General features: G+C 62.8%; 19 protein-coding genes and 4 tRNA genes. 20 read left to right on the forward strand and 3 right to left on the reverse strand.

Annotation, left to right across the window (positions count from 1 at the left end; genetic code table 11):
* Position 1 precedes the first annotated feature (1 nt).
* The 6 genes from KBX17_RS00830 to KBX17_RS00855 are packed head-to-tail and all read left to right on the forward strand — an operon-like array spanning position 2 to position 6,282.
* Complete coding sequence (locus KBX17_RS00830) at positions 2-1,585, forward strand: DASS family sodium-coupled anion symporter (protein ID WP_005286854.1); 1,584 nt, start codon at positions 2-4, stop codon at positions 1,583-1,585.
* 54 nt (positions 1,586-1,639) lie between these two features.
* Positions 1,640-2,311, forward strand: a complete 672-nt coding sequence (locus KBX17_RS00835; RefSeq protein WP_040423427.1) for a hypothetical protein — start codon at positions 1,640-1,642, stop codon at positions 2,309-2,311.
* The gene (gene menD, locus KBX17_RS00840) at positions 2,311-3,963 is read left to right on the forward strand and encodes a 2-succinyl-5-enolpyruvyl-6-hydroxy-3-cyclohexene-1-carboxylic-acid synthase (RefSeq protein ID WP_256002216.1); all 1,653 of its coding nucleotides are present in this window, start codon (positions 2,311-2,313) and stop codon (positions 3,961-3,963) included. The genes KBX17_RS00835 and menD overlap by 1 nt, the downstream gene beginning before the upstream one ends.
* Positions 3,960-4,403, forward strand: a complete 444-nt coding sequence (locus tag KBX17_RS00845) for a DUF3592 domain-containing protein (protein WP_005286845.1) — start codon at positions 3,960-3,962, stop codon at positions 4,401-4,403. The genes menD and KBX17_RS00845 overlap by 4 nt, the downstream gene beginning before the upstream one ends.
* A 23-nt stretch (positions 4,404-4,426) precedes the next feature.
* A complete protein-coding gene (locus KBX17_RS00850; protein ID WP_256002218.1) occupies positions 4,427-5,584 on the forward strand; it encodes a glycosyltransferase family 1 protein in 1,158 nt (385 codons plus the stop codon).
* A gap of 11 nt (positions 5,585-5,595) precedes the next feature.
* Positions 5,596-6,282, forward strand: a complete 687-nt coding sequence (locus KBX17_RS00855) for a demethylmenaquinone methyltransferase (RefSeq protein WP_256018097.1) — start codon at positions 5,596-5,598, stop codon at positions 6,280-6,282.
* Positions 6,283-6,308: 26 nt separating this feature from the next.
* On the opposite strand, the gene KBX17_RS00860 is transcribed toward KBX17_RS00855, so the two are convergent.
* Positions 6,309-7,592 carry a geranylgeranyl reductase family protein gene (locus KBX17_RS00860; RefSeq protein WP_370687575.1) on the reverse strand — a complete coding sequence of 428 codons (1,284 nt, stop codon included), beginning with the start codon at positions 7,590-7,592 and terminating at the stop codon, positions 6,309-6,311.
* Between the two features lie 85 nt (positions 7,593-7,677).
* Here KBX17_RS00860 and KBX17_RS00865 point away from each other — a divergent pair, with 85 nt between their 5' ends.
* Positions 7,678-8,673, forward strand: coding sequence for a polyprenyl synthetase family protein (locus tag KBX17_RS00865; RefSeq protein ID WP_256018300.1), 996 nt, complete (start codon positions 7,678-7,680; stop codon positions 8,671-8,673).
* 66 nt (positions 8,674-8,739) lie between these two features.
* Positions 8,740-8,824, forward strand: a tRNA-Tyr gene (locus KBX17_RS00870).
* Positions 8,825-8,864: 40 nt separating this feature from the next.
* Here the strand turns inward: KBX17_RS00870 and KBX17_RS00875 are convergent.
* Together KBX17_RS00875 and KBX17_RS00880 are read right to left on the reverse strand one after the other, a co-directional pair.
* On the reverse strand, positions 8,865-9,281 hold the full coding sequence (locus KBX17_RS00875) for a type II toxin-antitoxin system VapC family toxin (protein ID WP_256018098.1): 417 nt from the start codon (positions 9,279-9,281) through the stop codon (positions 8,865-8,867).
* Complete coding sequence (locus KBX17_RS00880) at positions 9,278-9,508, reverse strand: toxin-antitoxin system (protein WP_256018100.1); 231 nt, start codon at positions 9,506-9,508, stop codon at positions 9,278-9,280. The genes KBX17_RS00875 and KBX17_RS00880 overlap by 4 nt, the downstream gene beginning before the upstream one ends.
* A gap of 196 nt (positions 9,509-9,704) precedes the next feature.
* Here KBX17_RS00880 and KBX17_RS00885 point away from each other — a divergent pair, with 196 nt between their 5' ends.
* From KBX17_RS00885 to rplL, 12 genes are all read left to right on the forward strand, one after another.
* Positions 9,705-11,282, forward strand: a complete 1,578-nt coding sequence (locus KBX17_RS00885) for a lamin tail domain-containing protein (RefSeq protein WP_256018102.1) — start codon at positions 9,705-9,707, stop codon at positions 11,280-11,282.
* A 109-nt stretch (positions 11,283-11,391) separates the two neighbouring features.
* A tRNA-Thr gene (locus KBX17_RS00890) sits at positions 11,392-11,464 on the forward strand.
* Positions 11,465-11,517: 53 nt separating this feature from the next.
* Positions 11,518-11,589 (forward strand) — tRNA-Met (locus KBX17_RS00895).
* Between the two features lie 66 nt (positions 11,590-11,655).
* Positions 11,656-11,731 (forward strand) — tRNA-Trp (locus KBX17_RS00900).
* Positions 11,732-11,758: 27 nt separating this feature from the next.
* A complete protein-coding gene (gene secE, locus KBX17_RS00905; protein WP_005286828.1) occupies positions 11,759-12,082 on the forward strand; it encodes a preprotein translocase subunit SecE in 324 nt (107 codons plus the stop codon).
* A 289-nt stretch (positions 12,083-12,371) separates the two neighbouring features.
* Complete coding sequence (nusG, locus tag KBX17_RS00910) at positions 12,372-13,229, forward strand: transcription termination/antitermination protein NusG (protein ID WP_370687576.1); 858 nt, start codon at positions 12,372-12,374, stop codon at positions 13,227-13,229.
* 239 nt (positions 13,230-13,468) lie between these two features.
* The gene (gene rplK, locus KBX17_RS00915) at positions 13,469-13,897 is read left to right on the forward strand and encodes a 50S ribosomal protein L11 (protein ID WP_005286826.1); all 429 of its coding nucleotides are present in this window, start codon (positions 13,469-13,471) and stop codon (positions 13,895-13,897) included.
* Positions 13,898-13,998: 101 nt separating this feature from the next.
* Positions 13,999-14,709: a 50S ribosomal protein L1 gene (gene rplA, locus KBX17_RS00920; RefSeq protein ID WP_256018105.1), complete on the forward strand. Its 711-nt coding sequence runs from the start codon at positions 13,999-14,001 to the stop codon at positions 14,707-14,709.
* A gap of 220 nt (positions 14,710-14,929) precedes the next feature.
* Positions 14,930-15,934 carry a choice-of-anchor M domain-containing protein gene (locus tag KBX17_RS00925; RefSeq protein ID WP_256018107.1) on the forward strand — a complete coding sequence of 335 codons (1,005 nt, stop codon included), beginning with the start codon at positions 14,930-14,932 and terminating at the stop codon, positions 15,932-15,934.
* Positions 15,935-16,043: 109 nt separating this feature from the next.
* Complete coding sequence (locus tag KBX17_RS00930; RefSeq protein ID WP_256018108.1) at positions 16,044-16,361, forward strand: hypothetical protein; 318 nt, start codon at positions 16,044-16,046, stop codon at positions 16,359-16,361.
* A 320-nt stretch (positions 16,362-16,681) separates the two neighbouring features.
* Complete coding sequence (gene rplJ / locus KBX17_RS00935; RefSeq protein WP_005286808.1) at positions 16,682-17,206, forward strand: 50S ribosomal protein L10; 525 nt, start codon at positions 16,682-16,684, stop codon at positions 17,204-17,206.
* 73 nt (positions 17,207-17,279) lie between these two features.
* The gene (gene rplL / locus KBX17_RS00940; RefSeq protein WP_005286806.1) at positions 17,280-17,672 is read left to right on the forward strand and encodes a 50S ribosomal protein L7/L12; all 393 of its coding nucleotides are present in this window, start codon (positions 17,280-17,282) and stop codon (positions 17,670-17,672) included.
* The last annotated feature ends 29 nt before the right edge of the window (positions 17,673-17,701 follow it).

The raw sequence follows: 17,701 nt of genomic DNA on the forward strand, positions 1-17,701 counted from the left end.
CATGCCAGCAACAGCGATAACTCACGATTCCACTCAGTTCGCGGAAGGCGACATCGCCACCGCGCCGGAACGCAAGGACTGGCGCCGCCAGGTCATCGGCTTGTTTGTCGGGCTTGCGGCGGCAGTGGTCATCTACCTGTTGTTCCCGGACGGCGCCGCTGACACCGTAGCCCGGTCCGCCGGTGCTGACGCTGAGAAAGAGTACTCCGCGCAGGCAATGCGCATCGTGGCTGCAGTCGCGGTGTGGATGGCGGTGTGGTGGATGACGGAGGCGATCCCGCTCGCCGCCACTGCGCTGATTCCGTTGGCCATCTTCCCGATCATGGGCGTCGCCGAGTTCAAGGAAGTCAGCGCCCCGTACGCGTCCGACACGATCTTCCTGTTCATGGGCGGATTCATGATTGCGCTGGGTCTGCAACGGTGGAACTTGCACCGCCGGCTTGCGCTGTGGGTGGTCAAGCTCATCGGTACGTCCCCGAAGCGCATCATCCTGGGCTTCATGGTGGCCACCGGCTTCCTGTCGATGTGGGTGTCCAACACCGCCACGGCCGTGGTCATGCTGCCGATCGGTGTTTCCGTGCTCACTCTCACCGCGGAGCAGCTGGGCAGCATGGACAAGCAGAAGAACTTCGCCACGGCGCTGATGCTGGGCATTGCGTACTCGGCGTCGACAGGCTCGCTGGGCACGCTGATCGGTACGCCGCCGAACCTGCTGCTGGCCGGCTACATGAAGGAATCGCACGGTATCGAGATCGGTTTTGGCAAGTGGATGATGTTCGGTGTGCCCATTGCGGTGCTGTTCACGCTGCTTGCGTGGGTCATCCTGATCAATGTGTTCAAGCCCGAGATCGACGAGATCCCCGGGGGCAAAGAGCTTATCGACGACGAATTGAAGAAGATCGGCCGCTGGACCCCCGGCCAAATCCTCGCCGGTGTGATCTTCGTGTCTGCAGCGCTGGCCTGGGTGTTCATCCCGCTGGGGATGGAGACCTTCGGCTGGGACTTCCCCTACACCGATGCGAGCGTGGGCATGATCGCCGGGTTGTTGCTGTTCACCATCCCGGGCAAGCTCAACGGCATCCGCCTGCTGGATTGGGAGACCGCCAAGGACATCCCCTGGGATGTGCTGCTGCTGTTCGGCGGCGGTCTGTCGCTGTCGGCGATGTTCACCAAGACGGGCCTGTCGTTGTGGGTCGGTGAAGTGGCGAAGATTCTTGCAGGTCTGCCGGTCATCCTGCTCATCGCCGCAGTGGCTGTGCTCATCCTGCTGCTGACGGAGCTGACCTCCAACACGGCGACGGCCGCGACGTTCTTGCCGATCATGGGCGGTGTCGCCACCGGCATCGGCCTGACATCGGGCGGGGACATGAACGTCATGCTGCTGACCATCCCGGTCGCCCTGTCCGCCACATGCGCGTTCATGCTTCCGGTGGCCACCCCGCCGAACGCGATTGCCTACAGTTCCGGCTACGTCACCATGGGGCAGATGATCAAGGGCGGTATCTGGCTCAACGTCATCGCCGTGGTGATCATCACCCTGGCTACCTACTTCCTGGCGGTGCCTGTCTTCGGCCTGGTGCTGTAGGCCGCCGCTTCACCGCGGTAGGTCTCAGATCGCCGGGGGACTACGATGTGGCCCATGGATGATCAGACCCGCCGCGACGGCTCGAATAATGAGACCGAGTTCCTCGGCGCCGACGACCGCACTGCACAGTTCCAGCCCCGCGAGAAGGGGCCACGGCAGTACATGCCGGATGAGACGACCTACCAGGCTGCGTACCCGGAGACGCAGTACGGCGGCCACACCCAGTACGGCGGGCAGGACAGCTACGACGGATACGGCGGCTATGAAGGTTACGAGGGCTACGGCGATCCCGAACCTTACGAGCAGCCGTACCGCCCGCCGCGCGACCGCCAGGCCTACAGCGATCCCGAGCCCTACGAGCAGCCGCAGCGCGGCGGCAGGGCCGGCGGCGTCGCCATGGGCATCACCGCGTTGCTGTTGGCCCTGGCAGCCCTTGTCTTGTTCTTCTTGTGGCGCGGGGCGGAGGGCCGTGCGAACCAGCCGCCGCCGGCACCGGTGACCCTCACGGAGACAGAGACAGTGACGACGACCCCGGAGGGTCTGCTCGACGGCCTGTTCGGCCGCAACTCCGACGGTGATCCCCAGGTGACCATCCCGTCTGACCTGCCGGATGACCTTCCCTCCGAGGTTCCGACTGAGATTCCGCCTGAGCTGCAAGACGAGGCGGAAGGCGTCGTTAGCGAGATCCAGGGCTTCCTCGACGATCTGTTTGGGTCGGGGCAGTAATGGCGGATTCTGCAGTAGAGGCAATTGCGGTCGCGAATTACGTCGCGGAAGAGGTCGCCGGGCATGTCACGGATGTCGTGTTGTGCCCGGGTTCGCGCAACTCGCCGTTGGCGTACGCGTTTCTGGCGCGCAGGGACGTCACTGTCCACTCGCGTATCGACGAACGCGCCGCCTCCTTCCTCGCCCTCGGCCTCGCGCGTGTGCAACGCAGGCCGGTGGCGGTGGTGATGACCTCGGGAACTGCGGTGGCGAACTGCTACCCGGCCGTCATCGAGGCGCACATGTCGCACACCCCGCTGCTCGTGGTCAGTGCGGACCGGCCGGAGCGGCTGGTGGGCACCGGCGCATCGCAGACGATCTGGCAGCAGGGCATCTTCGGCCGCTATGCCGCCACACAGCAGGTCGCCGCGGTGGGGGACCCGATCGAACTAGACACGGCCGCGAACGGCAGCAACGCCGCGCATATCAATGTCGCGTTGGACACCCCGCTCGTGCCGGAGGCGCTGGCGGAACCGGTGGGGACGCCGCGCCGGGTTGTCGGCCCTGGGCGGCTGCAGGGCGGGGCAGGTTTTGTCGACCACGGCGCGGTCGATGTCGACCTGACTTTGAACACACTGGTCATTGCCGGTGATGAGGCCTGGGAAGTCCCCGGACTTGAGCACGTGCCCACCATTGCTGAGCCGACCGCCCCGACCCCGTTCCATCAGGTGCACCCCTTGGCGGCGCGCTTCTTCACCCAGGATGAGGTGGCGGTGAGCCACGGCGGCGGGGACTTCGCAGCGTCGACAAAGCCGGACCAGGTCATTGTGGTCGGCCACCCAACGCTGCACCGCGACGTGCTGGCGCTCATGGCCGACAACACCATTGAGGTCATCGGGTTGTCGCGCACGGAGACGTTCACGGGCAACCCTGCCCGCCGCGGCAGCAGAGTGAATGTCACCGGGCAACCGACCGATCAGTGGCTGAAGATTTGCGAGGCTGCTGGCGACGTCGGCGCCCAGACAGTCCGCGACGCTCTCGAGGACAAGCAATACGGTTTCACCGGCCTGCATGCCGCCGCAGCGGTGGGCGACACGTTAGCGGTGGGGGACACGTTGGTGCTCGGGTCGTCGAACCCCGTGCGCGACGCCAGCTTGGTCGGCCTGCCTTTCGACGGCGTGTCCACCTACGCCGCCCGGGGTGCTGCCGGCATCGACGGCACAGTGTCCCAGGCAGTCGGCATTGCTCTGGCCACGCAGGCACTGCACCCGGATGAGCTGCGCGCCCCGCGCACGGTCGCACTCGTCGGCGACGTGACCTTCCTGCACGACATCGGCGGGTTGCTCATCGGCAGCCACGACCTGCCGCAGCCGCGTCCGAGCAACCTCACCATCGTTGTGGCCAACGACAACGGCGGCGGGATCTTCGAGGCTCTCGAACCCGGTGCTGAACCGTTGCGCGAGAACTTCGAGATGGCGTTCGGCACGCCTCACGACGTTGACATCGCCGCCCTCGCAGACGCATACGGTGTCGCGTACCGCCGGGCCGAGACGACGCAGGAATTGGTGGAGTGCCTGGTCGATGGCGTCGATAAGCACGAGCCCGTGACTGTGATTGAGGCCGTGACCACGCGCGCGACCAGGCGCGATTTGGCGGAGCAGCTGAAGAAGTGATTCAGCGCCGCCTGCACCAGCTGATCATCGCGCTATACCTGTGCGCGATGCTCGGCAGCGTGGCCATGGTCGCAGGGCCCGTGATGAACGATGCCACCATTTCCCGCGACCCCGGCCGCGGCATTGCCACCGTCACCAGCGTGACGTGGTTGCGCACCTCCGTCGAGTACCTGGACGAAACCGGGCGCGTGCACTTCCCGCCCCACGGTCTGCTCTACCCCTCGGGGCTGGGGGAGGGGCAGCAAGTGTGGGTGACGTACGCGAAGTCGGACCCGGACATTGTGAAGGTGGAAGGCCGCTCGTGGCCCCTTGCGATCATTCCGGCGCTATCGGTGGCGCTCATGTCCACGCTCATCGCGGCGGCGGGATGGCTGGCCGTGTCGCGGGCGGGACGGCGTGAAAATTCACCTGCCGTTACCGAGAAAGACGCGAACAGTTAGCAGGCCAAAGACATAATGGTGCAATGCGTGTCGCCATTGTTGCCGAAGCTTTCCTGCCCAACGTCAACGGAGTAACCAACTCCGTCCTGCGTGTGCTGGAGCATTTGGAGGCGAACGGCCACGAGGCGATTGTCATCGCTCCTGGTGCGCGGTCGAACCAGGAGGAGGTCCCGTCCTACGCCGGCTTCCCGGTCGTGCGTGTGCCCACGATCATGGTGCCGCTGGTTGATTCACTGCCGGTGGGCATTCCGAACACGACGCTGTGGAACACTTTGCGAGAGTTCCAGCCCGACGTGGTGCATCTGGCCAGCCCGTTCGTGCTTGGTGGTGTCGGAGCGATTGCTTGTCGACGTTTAAAGCTCCCCGCCGTCGCCCTCTTCCAAACCGATGTCGCGGGATTCAGCGCCCGGTACCACCTCGGCTTCCTGGAGAAGGCGGCGTGGCTGTGGACGCGCAGGCTGCACAACATGACCCAGATGACGCTCGCCCCGTCGTCAGTGACCATCGCGGAGCTTGAGAAGCACGGCATTGAAAACGTGCACAAGTGGGGGCGCGGGGTCGACTCTGTGCTGTTCCACCCGTCGAAACGCAGCGAGCAGCTGCGCGCGAAGTGGGACCCGACGGGAACGAAGAAATTCGTCGGCTTCGTGGGGCGCCTCGCGTCGGAGAAGGGCGTCGAGCGCCTTGCGGCCCTGCACGGGGATCCAGGCATTCAGCTGGTCATCGTGGGTGACGGGCCGGAGCGACGCGACTTGGGCAAGCTCATGCCGAATGCGATTTTCACCGGTGAGCTGCGCGGGGAGGCGCTCGCGGCGGCCTACGCATCGTTGGATTTGTTCGTGCACACCGGCGAGTTTGAGACCTTCGGGCAGACGCTGCAGGAGGCGCAGGCTTCCGGCACGCCGACGATCGGGCCGCGCGCGGGCGGGCCCATCGACACGATCGTCGACGGCTACAACGGCCAGCTTCTCGACGTCCCCACCTTCGAACGCGACCTACCCGCCGCCGCTGCGACCATCCTCGCCGACGACAACCTAGAGCAGATGAGCGGCAACGCCCGCGAGTCCGTTGCGAACAAGACGTGGTCGGCGCTGTGCGACCAGCTCCTGGGCTACTACGAGCAAGCAATCGACGCCAGCCCGTACAAGGGGCGCAAAGGCGGGCGTAGTAAGGCGAAGTAGACTGTCTTCCTATGGCCAAGGCGAACCTGGAGAAGAACCCGCACGATGTGGCGGGGATGTTCGATGACGTCGGCAAGAACTACGACATCACCAACACCGTGATGACAGCTGGCCTGGACCGCCGCTGGCGCCGCCGCACCCGCGAACTGCTGGACCTGAAGCCCGGCGAGCGGGTGCTCGACTTGGCCGCCGGCACGGCAGTGTCCACCGAAGAGCTGGCGAAGTCCGGTGCGTGGTGCGTGGCCTGCGACTTCTCCCAGGGCATGCTCGCCGCCGGCGCGCACCGCAACGTGCCGAAGGTCGTTGGCGACGCCATGCACCTGCCGTTCGCCGATGAGAGCTTCGACGCTGTGACCATCTCCTACGGTCTACGCAACGTGCACGATTTCGAAGCCGGGTTGCGCGAAATGGCGCGTGTGACCAAGCCGGGTGGCCGATTGGTGGTCAACGAGTTCTCTACCCCCGTCATCCCGGTGTTCTCCACCATTTACAGCACTGTCCTGCCGCGGATGATCCCGCTGCTGGGCAAGGTGTTCTCCTCCAACGCCCCCGCCTACGAGTACCTTGCAGAGTCCATCAAGGCATGGCCTGCCCAGGAGCAGCTGGCCAGCGCCATCAACGCTTCCGGCTGGGAGCGTGCCACCTGGAAGAACCTCGCCTTCGGCATCGTCGCGCTGCACCGCGCTGAGAAGCGCTGAGAAACGCTGAGAAACGCTGAGAAAGCCTAGCGGGCATCCCACAGCGGCGCGCCGCGGCGGATCGCTGAAGCTGAAACGACGGACCCGGCCGCGCGCCACGCCCGCGCGACGAGGTCCTTGTCTTCTTCACTGATGAGGTTGCCCATCAGGCGGGCGGCGGCGGGCATGAGGTAGCGGCCGCCGAGGCCTCGCAACGCAATGGGCCCAGCCAGGGGCAGGAACTGCGGGTAGGTGAGCAGACGGGCAGCGGTGCGAGCAAGCACGAAGGCCTCGCCGTAGCGGCGGCGCAGTTCGTGCGGCCAGACCAATGTCAGGTCACGGTCGCGTGAGCCCGCGCTTGCTTCGGTGAGCAGGTCGACCGCCATGATGGCGGTCTCCAACCCGTAGTCGATTCCTTCACCGTTCAGGGGGTTGACGCAGGCTGCGGCGTCGCCGATGAGCATCCAGTTCGGCCCGGCGACGTTCGATACGGCCCCGCCCATGGGTAGGAGCGCCGAGGCGATGTCGCTTGGTTCACCCAGCTGCCACTCGTCGCGGACCTGGTCGGCGTATTCGACGAGCAGCTTTTTGGTGTTCACCTTGGCAGGCCGAGTGTCGGTGGACAGGGCCCCGCAGCCCAGGTTCACGGTTCCTCTCGCTTCTCCCTTTCCGCTTGGCGCGGAGCATCCCAGCGGGAAGATCCAGCCGTAGCCGGGTTGAATCTCGCCGCGAGAGTCGCGGAGTTCGACGTGGGAGTGCATCCACGGCTCGTCAGCAAACGGGGTGGTGCAGTAGGAGCGCGCGGCGATGCCGTACACCTCGCCGCGGTGCCACTGCCTACCCAGCAGCTTTCCGACGGGCGAACGCACCCCATCGGCAACCACCACCCAACGAGCACCGAACGATCCCTTCGGGGTGACCACTGCCGTGATCTCGCCTTCCGCCCCGTGCTCGAGGGCGGTGACGGGGCAGTCGTAGAGGACGGTGGCGCCGGTGGTGGTGGCCAGGTCGGCCAAGGAAGCGTCGAAAAGCGTGCGGGGAGATGCCGACCCCTCGGTGCCGTAGGAGCCGTTGGGCCACGGTGCGGTGACGGAGCCGCCGAAACCGTGCAACTTCAGGCCCTTGTTGCGGTAGGCAGGCAGTGCAGATTCGAGCCCCAGCGTGCGCAAGGAGTGGACTGCCCGTGGGGTGAGTCCGTCGCCGCAGGTTTTGTCGCGGCGGCGGGAAGAAGCGTCGATAAGCAACGTGCTCATGCCCGCGCGCACCGCGGCGATCGCTGCGGCGGAACCGGCGGGACCGGCCCCGACGACAACGCACTCGAAGGATTTCACCGCACTTATTGTGCCAGACTCACACACTGTCGACTACGGTAAAGGGGACCAACAAGCCCGCCCGCACGACCCGCAAGGACAATCAATGACCAACGGCACACCCCAGCTAGACCTCGGGGATCAGGAGCTGGCTGAGCGCGTTGCGGCAGGGTTGGACGGCGTGGAAAAGCTCATGTTTGAGCGTTTGTCCAGCGGGCACGACTTCCTCAACGAGAAAGTCACGCACCTGGCCAAGGCGGGAGGGAAGCGTTTCCGCCCGATGATGGCCATGCTCGCCAGTGAGTTCGGGGATCAGCCGCAGGCGGAGAACGTGGTCAAGGGTGCGACGATTGTTGAAATGGTGCACTTGGCCACGCTGTACCACGACGACGTGATGGACGAAGCCGCAAAGCGCCGCGGGGTCGATTCCGCCAACGCACGGTGGACGAACACCGTCGCGATTCTTTCTGGCGACTTCCTGCTGGCGGAGGCATCGCGCATCATGAGTGAAATTGACACCGCCACCGTCGCGCACTTCGCCGACACGTTCAGCGACCTAGTCACTGGCCAGATGCGCGAGACGGTGGGCCCCGGTGAAGGCGACCCGGTCGAGCACTACCTCAACGTCATCCGCGAAAAGACCGGCGTGCTCATCGCGTCCGCCGCGTTCCTCGGGGCGACGCACTCCGGCGCGAAAGAGGAGGACGTGCGCACGCTCAAGGAGCTCGGCGAGGCAGTGGGCATGATCTTTCAGATCGTAGACGACATCATTGACATTTTTTCCGACTCCACACAGTCCGGGAAGACCCCCGGCACCGACCTGCGCGAAGGCGTGTTCACGCTGCCTGTCCTGTACGCGATGCGCGATTCCAGCCCCGCAGGCGAGGAACTGCGTGCGATGCTCACCGGCCCGCTTATCGACGATGCCGATGTCGCCCGCGCCCTCGACCTCATCGCGCAAACGGACGGCCGTCAGCGGGCGCTTGACGACGTCCGGGGATACCTCGCCGACGTCGACAAGCATCTCGACGCGCTGCCCGACATCCCCGCGAACCGTGCAATCCGCCAGATCTCGCGGTACACCGTCGAACGCGTCGGGTAGCGTTTAGTGCTGCGAACTGGTGATTTGCACTTTTTCGGGGCGCGTCCTGTAATGTAGTCCGAGCACGCCAGGTTGCCCGAGCGGCCAAAGGGAGCGGACTGTAAATCCGCCGGCATTGCCTTCAGAAGTTCGAATCTTCTACCTGGCACCAACAAACGCACCGAGGGATTCCCCACGGTGCGTTTCTAGTTTCATTCCCACGGATTCATCAGATTGAGCCCCAAGCCCTCGAAGTCGCGCACATTGCGGGTTGCCAGTCCTGCATTGCTACTTCGGCAGATCGCCGCGATCATGGCGTCCTGCGGCGAAATCGGCCGCCCTGCTGATCTGCGAAGTGCGAGAATATCGGCGTACTCAGTGGACGCAAAATGGTCGAAGTTGAGGATTGAGCCTACTGAGTGGAAATGCTCGAGCTGACCGAGAAGGACATTCTCAAGCTCTCGACGGCGCTGGCCGGCTGGCATGGCCCGAAGTCCTGCCCTCAGCTCAGCTTCGTTCACTGCTGTGGTGCCAGTCTCGTCGCTAATACTCCTCAACCATTGCAGTACGTGTTCCGACGGTTCTGGTTTCACTACTTCCGACAGGACATTCGTATCCAGAATGATCATTCGACGTCCGCCACCCGCGCCTCACCTTCACGGGGAGGGACAATGATGTCTACACCTCCATGCTGCTGAGCGGCCTCATACAGGGCGAGGCCAAGATTGCGGGGCCGAGTAGCTTCTTCCAATATCGCGCGGGCCTCTGCCTCCATGGATCGGCCGTTTCGGGCTGCTTGATCTGCCAATCGCGCTTTGACGTGCGCGTCTAGCCCGCGAACGATGATTGATGTCACGATTGCTCACCTCCACAACGCGTCGCTTCAATGATATCAGTGCGCTATCACAGACGCTAGAGTGTGATAGTGCCGAAGGTGCAGCTCAGGCGGAGTTCACGGGGCGGTCACGTGCCCGTTACTTAAAAATAGCTAAACGTTCATCTCTTGCTTCTAAGTTCGGGGGCGTCCTGTTCTCTCTCCTGAAGGGTCCTTCATGTCTCGCTCCCGTTTCCGCAGCGCGGTTGCTGTTTCTGTCTCCGCTGCTCTTGGTTTCTCTACGTTCGTTGCGCCGCACGCGTTTGCTCAGCCGGCTAGCTCTCCCGTCATCATCAACGAGGTCGAATCCAACGGCGACCCCGTCGCTGACTGGGTAGAGCTGGCTAACACCAACAATGATCAAGACATCGATATCTCCGGCTGGAAGATCCTCGATGACAACGACAAGCACGCTCCGATCGTCATCCCGGACGGCACAAAGATCGAGTCGGGCGGCTACTTCGCCCTCTACACCGAGAAGCAGACTCCGGACGGCTCCAAGGGCTACGGCCTGGGTGGGAACGACTCTGTTCGCGTGTACAACGCCGCGGGCGAGCTTGTCGCTGAGACCACCTGGAACGGCCACGCCGAGAACACCTGGGGCCGTATCCCGGACAAGACTGGGGAATTCACCGGGACTGGTGAGGCGACCCGTGGGTTGGCCAACAAGGCGGCAGGGGAGAAGCAGCCGGCCGCGGAGGAAGCCTGGCCGTTCGACCCGCAGGAGATTCAAAACATCGACTTGGGTGGCGCGTTCGCGGAAGAGGACATGTCCGGCATTGACTTCGACAACAACGGCCGCGCGTGGATTGTCAACAACGACAAGGGAACGCTTCTCGCTGTCGACTACGACGAGGCCACCAGGCAGTATTCCAATGCCGGTTCCTGGAAGCTGCGCTACAAGGACGGTTCCGGTGACCCGGATACCGAGGGCATTACCGTCGGCCCGGACGGCGCACTCTACGTGGCCACCGAGCGCGACAACACTCAGAAGGATGTTTCCCGCCCGTCCATCCTGCGCTACGAACTGCCCGGTGGCGACGAGAAAGAGCTGAAGGCCACCCACGAGTGGGATCTGAAGTCGCTCACGGGGGAGATCGGTGCGAACGCCGGGTGGGAGGCGATTTCCTACATCCCTAATCAGAGCGTGTACGCCGTTGGTTTGGAGGCTAACGGCAAGGTCTACTTCGTCGACCTCAAGGACGATGAAACCCACGAGCTGAAGCAGGAATACCAGTCTCCGTTCCAGGGGGCGATGGCGCTGGATTACAACTCCGTCGACAAGCAGCTGCGTGTGCTGTGCGACGAGGTCTGCGAGGGCGCATCCATCAACGTGGCTCACAACGGAACGGACTTCGCGCCGGTGTCCAAGGTTCAGGCGCGGCCAGAAAAGATGGAGAACTTCGCTAACGAGGGCTTCGCCACCTTCGTGTCCCGCAGCCAGTGCAAGAATGGGAAATCCACCGACACCACGCGCTTCCTCTGGGCTGACGACGGCGTGTCGGGCGGTATTTCCCTGCGCGGCGCGGTCTCCACGAAGGAGACGGAATGCGAGCCGACCACGGGTGGCGGATCGGGTGAAGGTTCGGCAGAGGGCTCGGCTGAGTCGTCGTCACGCGATGCGGACGGCAACCTGAACCCGGGCGCGAAAGCAGGAATTGCACTGGGCGTTCTCGCGGCGCTGGGCGCGATCTTCGCTGCTTTCAAAGACCAGATCAACGGTGTCCTGGGGCAGCTCTTCGGCATCCGTTTCTAGCGGTATAAACAGGCTGAAACAGAGATTGACCTGCTGATTTGTGAATGTGCGCAATGGCAGGTTAATCTTTCAAAGGCTTCAAACAAGCGGCTAACGCTTCAGAGGCTGCGCCCCCTTAGCTCAGTCGGCAGAGCGTCTCCATGGTAAGGAGAAGGTCAGCAGTTCGATTCTGCTAGGGGGCTCTGTTGTTTGCTGCCATCTGACCGGGAAACTGGGCAGAAGGAAGTAGGCACATGGCGGTGTAGCTCAGTGGTAGAGCAAGCGACTCATAATCGCTGTGTCGAGAGTTCAATTCTCTCCATCGCTACTCACCTTCTAGGGGCGGTTCTACGCTCGTGGTAGGGTTGGCGTACTGTTTTACGCAGTGCACCAAAGGGGCGTGGCGCAATTGGTAGCGCAACGGTCTCCAAAACCGTAGGTTGCAGGTTCGAGTCCTGTCGCCCCTGCCATAGACGACCAAAGCCTTGAGGAGAGCTGTGACTAACAACCAGCCAGGTAGAAGTACGGCGAAGCCCACCGGTAAACGCCAACTGAGCGGTTCCACCTCCGTCACCTCTGAGTCTTACGAGGCAAAGCGCACTCCCGCGACCACTGCCGATGACCAGGACAACACTGGTGACGGCCCACTCGCGTTCCCCGGTGAAGTTGTCGGCGAGATGCGCAAGGTGGTGTGGCCCACCGGCTCGCAGATGGTCAACTACACGCTCATCGTGTTCGGCTTCCTCATTGTTCTCACCGCCCTGGTGTGGGGCGTGGACCAGGGCGCAGCCTGGGTAGTTGAGCGAATCCTGGTGCCTTAGGTATAGTCTTTTCAGACCAACAAGTATCCCGCCGCCCGTCAAGGGTAAGGCGGGATCAGTTTTTGGCCCAGCAGGTAGGCTGGGTCACACCAGATATCCCGATAAACAAGGAGCTGTCATGGCAGAAGACACCACCAACAACGAAGCCACCACTGAAGAGCGCAACGAAGAAGAAATGGTTGCCGAAGGCGGCGCGGTGCAGGAGTCCACGGACCCGGAAACCGGTGCAGACGACGCTGAGGCTGACAGTCAGGGCTCCGGCGCCACTACCGACCTCCAAGAAGACGAGATGATCGGTGAAGGCGGCGCTGTCGGCGACGGCAACGCTGACGCTGAGCCGGCGCTCGACGTGGAGCAGGACGAGGCGCCGGAGGTTGAAACCCAGCCCGTGCAAGAGGTCGACCTCGAATCGGCTGATGCCACGGAGGCTGACGCTGAGGCGCCGGTGTCCCCGGAGGCCGCTCTTGGCGCTGAGCCGGAGGAGGCTGCTGACGCGGATTACAAGCGCCGTCTGCGTGAGTACACCCGCGAGCTGAAGAAGCTTCCCGGTTCCTGGTACATCATCCAGTCCTACTCGGGCTACGAGAACAAGGTGAAGACCAACCTGGACATGCGTATCCAGACGCTCGAGGTGGAGGAATCCATCTACGACGTGGTCGTGCCCATCGAGCAGGTCTTTGAGAAGGACAAGAACGGCAAGAAGAAGATCGTCAAGCGCAAGCTTCTTCCCGGCTACGTCCTGGTGCGCATGGATCTCAATGACGCAGCATGGTCCGTGGTCCGCGAAACTCCGGGCGTGACCAGCTTCGTCGGCAACGAGGGCAACGCGACCTCGGTCAAGCACCGCGACGTGGCGAAGTTCCTCATGCCGAAGGCCGCGCCTGTGGACGGCGAGGCGACCGCTTCCGAGGCAAATGCCGAGGGCGAGACCGTCATCGCGATGCCGGAGCAGGAAGAGAAGCCGAAGGTCGCGCACGACTTCCAGGTCGGCGAGGCTGTCACCATTCTCTCCGGTGCGCTGGCGTCCGTCTCTGCGACCATCAACGAGATCGACCCGGAGACCGGCAAGATCCAAGCGCTCGTGTCCATCTTCGGCCGCGAGACCCCGGTGGAGCTCACTGCGGATCAGATCGAGCGCATCATGTAGCTCGAGCACTTTGCTTATCGACGAATCACCGGCCCCCACCTCAACGGGGGCCGGTTTTCGTGATTTGGGCTGGTCGGGGTCTATCCCGTACACTGAGCGATCGTGCCTGCTTACGGGTGGGTGCGGTAGTGAACGTCCCCGGTGGCTGCGTCGATAAGCAAACGGCGTTGGCGTGGCATCCGGAAGGCCGCCGTTAAACATCGTGGCGGGGGCCTGTACCAAGGAAATGAGGTAATTCGATGGCTAAGAAGAAGGTCACTGGCCTGATCAAACTGCAGATCGAGGCTGGTATGGCAAACCCGGCGCCGCCGGTCGGTCCGGCTCTTGGCGCGCACGGCGTGAACATCGTCGAGTTCACCAAGGCGTACAACGCTGCAACCGAGTCCATGCGCGGCAACATCATCCCGGTGGAGATCACGGTCTACGAAGACCGCTCCTTCGACTTCATCCTGAAGTCCCCGCCGGCTGCGAAGCTCCTGCTCAAGGCTGCTGGCCTGCAGAAAGGCTCCGGTGTCCCGCACACCGACAAGGTGGGCAAGGTCACCTGGGAGCAGTGCAAGGAAATCGCCGAGACCAAGAAGAACGACCTCAACGCCCGTGACATCGAGGCAGGTGCCGCCATCATCGCCGGTACCGCTCGCTCCATGGGCATCGACGTGGAGAAGTAGTCCGCGCGGACTCCTGCTCGTGGGAGGGTCTGGTCAGGCCCGCACCACACTTCCCGCCGCCTGATGTGGCGGCAGCAATCAACACTGCAAAGGAATTCAACATGGCCAAGAAGCACTCCAAGGCTTACACCGAGCAGCTGGCAAAGATCGACCGCGAGTCGGTCTACTCCCCGCTGCAGGCAGTCACCCTGGCGAAGGAGACTGCCTCCGATAAGTACGACGCAACCATCGACGTGGCAATGCGTCTCTCCGTCGACCCGCGCAAGGCTGACCAGCTCGTCCGCGGCACCGTCAACCTGCCCAACGGCACCGGTAAGACCGTCCGCGTCGCTGTTTTCGCTGAGGGCGAGAACGCAACCAAGGCTCAGGAAGCTGGCGCCGACATCGTCGGTTCCGACGAGCTGATCGAGCAGATCAACGCCGGCAACATCGACTTCGACGTTGCTATTGCGACCCCGGACCAGATGGCGAAGGTCGGCCGCGTTGCCCGCGTCCTCGGCCCGCGTGGTCTGATGCCGAACCCGAAGACCGGTACCGTCACGCCGGACGTGGCTAAGGCTGTCAGCGAGTCCAAGGGCGGCAAGATCGCCTTCCGCGTGGACAAGGCATCCAACCTGCACGCTCTGATCGGCAAGGCATCCTTCACCCCGGAGCAGCTCGCCGAGAACTACGGCGCACTCCTGGATGAAGTTCTGCGCCTCAAGCCGGCATCCGCCAAGGGCATCTACCTGAAGAAGGTCACGGTGTCTGCGACCCAGGGCCCGGGCGTTCCGGTTGACCCGTCCGTGCAGAAGAACTACACCGAGGCTTAAGCCCGCGTAGTTCCGCACTCAAGACCCCGGTTCTCGGCATTCACGCTGAGAACCGGGGTCTTTTGCTGTGGTGCCGTCGCGCTGGTTCTCGTGACCCCACGTGCGCGTAATCCTGTGAGAAGGACGAGACCTTTATGAAGTTGTAATCATTATGTTATATTGTTGGAGTCACCCGCATTCATGATTTAGCCGACCTTCAGACTTCCAGAAAGGCCTCCTCGTGTCTCTTCAGCCAGCCTCCGTCCGCCGCTCCGCTCTCGCCGTCGCCCTGACTGGATCCCTTGCATTCGCAGGTAGCCCTGTAGCGAACGCGCAGGATCTCGTTCTGGAAAGCGGCCACATGAATGTCTTCAATGTCACCGCGAAAGACGGCCAGCTCAAGCTCGACCTCAAAGAGGACATCACTGGCTCCAACGTGGAGCGCCCGGCAGAAGATGTCACCATGGTGGTGCACAAGGATGCGTTCACCGAGGACACGAAGAACCTTCCCCAGGTGGGCAAGCCCGGATACGTCCTGCCGCAGGGCTACCACCAGGGCATGCTGCGTCCTGGCTGGACTACGTTGATGGCGCGCTGGGATGGTTTCACGGACGTGAAGATCCGCATCGACGAGGTCTCTGGCCCGGGCGAAATCCACGCATTCAACACAGACGGCAAGGGTGGTTTCAAGGCTGCGGCTGACGACGGTGAGTTCCAGCTCACCCCGGGCAGCGCCATCCACCAGGACACCCCGGCGCACCTGCACACCCACTGGCTGTTCACTGAACCGGGCACCTACACCATGAAGGCAACCGCACTGAGCAACGGCAAGGAATCGAACCAGGCGACCTACACCTGGGAAGTGGGGCAGAAGGCCAACGAGCGCCCGATCATGGATGAGCCGCTCTCGCTCGACCGCTTGCAGGATTTGGCAAGCACGGCGCCCGCGCCGTCGCCGGTTGCGGTTGATCCGGTTGAGAAGGGGGCAGCTTTGCCGCCGTCGCCAGCTGGTGAGCAAAAGGCACCTGCCAAGAACGGCGTAGACGCTAAGGACAGCAAGGCCGACAACAACAAGCCGAAGCCTGATGAAAAGGGCAAGGCGGAGAAGGGCAGCCCCGCTGCGACTGCAAACGCGCAGGAGCAGCGCCCGCTGAATGGTATCGCCACGGTGCTGTCCCTCATCGGTGCAACGTTCAACTTCCTGCAGGACAACCTGCTGAAGTTGTTCTGGCCCTCGAAGAAGTAACTGATCCGTCGGCGCGGCAGTATCGACGGTGACGTTGGCGGAACTTGCCAACCACACTTCCGGTTTGCCGCGGATGGGCAAGCAGAGACTCAGTAACAGAATAAGAGCGATGCTGGGCAGGCGCGTCCAGGCGTGGGAGATGGACGGCACGGCTCCTTCCGGTGGGTTACGGTCCACCACCTGCGATATGGCGAAATACGCCGCATATGTGCTCGAGCGCGACAAGTTCCGCTTCACCTGGCCGAATATCAAAGGCACTGAGCTGTACTGGCATAACGGCGGAACGTTCGGGTTCTCGTCCATGCTGCTGCTCGACACGGGTAAACAGCGCGCGTCTTTCGTGGCCGCCGACTCGTTCACGGAGATTGAACCGTTCGCGTTCGAACTTCTCGGGCTGGAAGACCCTGCCAAGAACAAGAAGCAGTGATTGCGCGATTTGGTTTCCCAAGCCACCCTGCACTAAGGTTCATCAGCGAAGTTTGAACGGGAAGTCTTCCCGCGCTCAAGTTTCACCGAAGACCGTCGGTCATCCCGAAGGCGAAAGCCTAGAAGGATCGAAGACTCCACCCATGGAGTGACCCACGCAGGAGAAACGTGGCTTGTATAGCGCTTGAAAAGCGCATTGCCTCGTGCTTCTGCACGGGGCATTTTGTTTTGAGCCGGTCGCGTGGTGGCTGCCACGTGGCGTCGATAAGCGAAATGCTCCGGGCGGATACAACATGAAGTAATTGGAAGGAGGCGTGTGTCATGGCCAACCCGAAGAACACAGCTGAGCTGGCTGAACTGAAGGAAAAGTTCGAAGGCTCGTCCGCTGTTTTCCTCACCGAGTACCGCGGTCTGACCGTGAGCCAGCTGCAGCAGCTGCGCGGTGAGCTCGGATTTGATGTTGAACTGCACGTCGCCAAGAACACCCTCGTCAAGATCGCTGCTAATGAGCACGGTATTGAGGGTCTCGACGATTACCTGACCGGCCCCACCGCTGTCGCCTTCATCAAGGGCGACGCGACTGTGGATGCCGCGAAGACCATGAAGAAGTTCGCTAAGGACAATGACCTGTTCATTGTCAAGGGCGGCTACATGGACGGTAACGCTCTCGACGCATCCCAGGTGGCTGCTGTCGCAGAGATGGACAACCGCGAGACCACTCTGGCCAAGCTTGCTGGCGCTTTCCAGGGCTCTTTGGCGAAGGCTGCTGGCCTGTTCCAGGCTCCGGCCTCCAAGACGGCACGACTTGTTGCCGCACTGCAGGACAAGCAGGACGAAGCCGCTTAAGAGCGGTGCGTCCCGAACGACCAAAACACACTCTTACGGCCTTGTGTAAGGCCACAACAGAAAGGAAGCCACAATGGCTAAGCTCACCAAGGACGAGCTCATCGAGCAGTTCAAGGAAATGACCCTTATCGAGCTCTCCGAGTTCCTGAAGGAATTCGAGGAGGTCTTCGACGTGACCGCTGCCGCTCCGGTTGCAGTTGCAGCAGCTGGCGCTCCGGGCGCTGCTGGCGACGCTCCGGCTGAGGAGGAGAAGGACGAGTTCGACGTCGTTCTCGAGGACGCTGGCGACAAGAAGATCGGCGTTATTAAGGCTGTCCGCGAGATCGTCTCCGGTCTGGGTCTGAAGGACGCCAAGGAGATGGTTGAGGGTGCTCCGAAGGCCATCCTCGAGGGCGCTAACAAGGATGACGCTGAGGCTGCTAAGGCTAAGCTGGAAGAGGCTGGCGCTAAGGTCTCCCTCAAGTAAGCGTTTCACGCATCTTGCCCCTGCCTGTG

It is taken from the genome of Corynebacterium sp. CCUG 65737, assembly GCF_024454115.1.
Taxonomy (GTDB): Bacteria; Actinomycetota; Actinomycetes; order Mycobacteriales; family Mycobacteriaceae; genus Corynebacterium; species Corynebacterium genitalium.

Bases quoted from the DNA above. Each gene is read 5' to 3' on its own strand.
- rplL (WP_005286806.1), top strand. From the start codon at position 17,280: ATGGCTAAGCTCACCAAGGACGAGCTCATCGAGCAGTTCAAGGAAATG.
- KBX17_RS00855 (WP_256018097.1), top strand. From the start codon at position 5,596: ATGGCCAAGGCGAACCTGGAGAAGAACCCGCACGATGTGGCGGGGATG.
- rplJ (WP_005286808.1), top strand. From the start codon at position 16,682: ATGGCCAACCCGAAGAACACAGCTGAGCTGGCTGAACTGAAGGAAAAG.
- rplK (WP_005286826.1), top strand. From the start codon at position 13,469: ATGGCTAAGAAGAAGGTCACTGGCCTGATCAAACTGCAGATCGAGGCT.
- KBX17_RS00830 (WP_005286854.1), top strand. From the start codon at position 2: ATGCCAGCAACAGCGATAACTCACGATTCCACTCAGTTCGCGGAAGGC.
- KBX17_RS00885 (WP_256018102.1), top strand. From the start codon at position 9,705: ATGTCTCGCTCCCGTTTCCGCAGCGCGGTTGCTGTTTCTGTCTCCGCT.
- nusG (WP_370687576.1), top strand. From the start codon at position 12,372: ATGATCGGTGAAGGCGGCGCTGTCGGCGACGGCAACGCTGACGCTGAG.
- KBX17_RS00930 (WP_256018108.1), top strand. From the start codon at position 16,044: ATGCTGGGCAGGCGCGTCCAGGCGTGGGAGATGGACGGCACGGCTCCT.
- KBX17_RS00875 (WP_256018098.1), bottom strand. From the start codon at position 9,281: ATGATCATTCTGGATACGAATGTCCTGTCGGAAGTAGTGAAACCAGAA.
- KBX17_RS00850 (WP_256002218.1), top strand. From the start codon at position 4,427: ATGCGTGTCGCCATTGTTGCCGAAGCTTTCCTGCCCAACGTCAACGGA.
- KBX17_RS00865 (WP_256018300.1), top strand. From the start codon at position 7,678: ATGACCAACGGCACACCCCAGCTAGACCTCGGGGATCAGGAGCTGGCT.
- KBX17_RS00835 (WP_040423427.1), top strand. From the start codon at position 1,640: ATGGATGATCAGACCCGCCGCGACGGCTCGAATAATGAGACCGAGTTC.
- menD (WP_256002216.1), top strand. From the start codon at position 2,311: ATGGCGGATTCTGCAGTAGAGGCAATTGCGGTCGCGAATTACGTCGCG.
- rplA (WP_256018105.1), top strand. From the start codon at position 13,999: ATGGCCAAGAAGCACTCCAAGGCTTACACCGAGCAGCTGGCAAAGATC.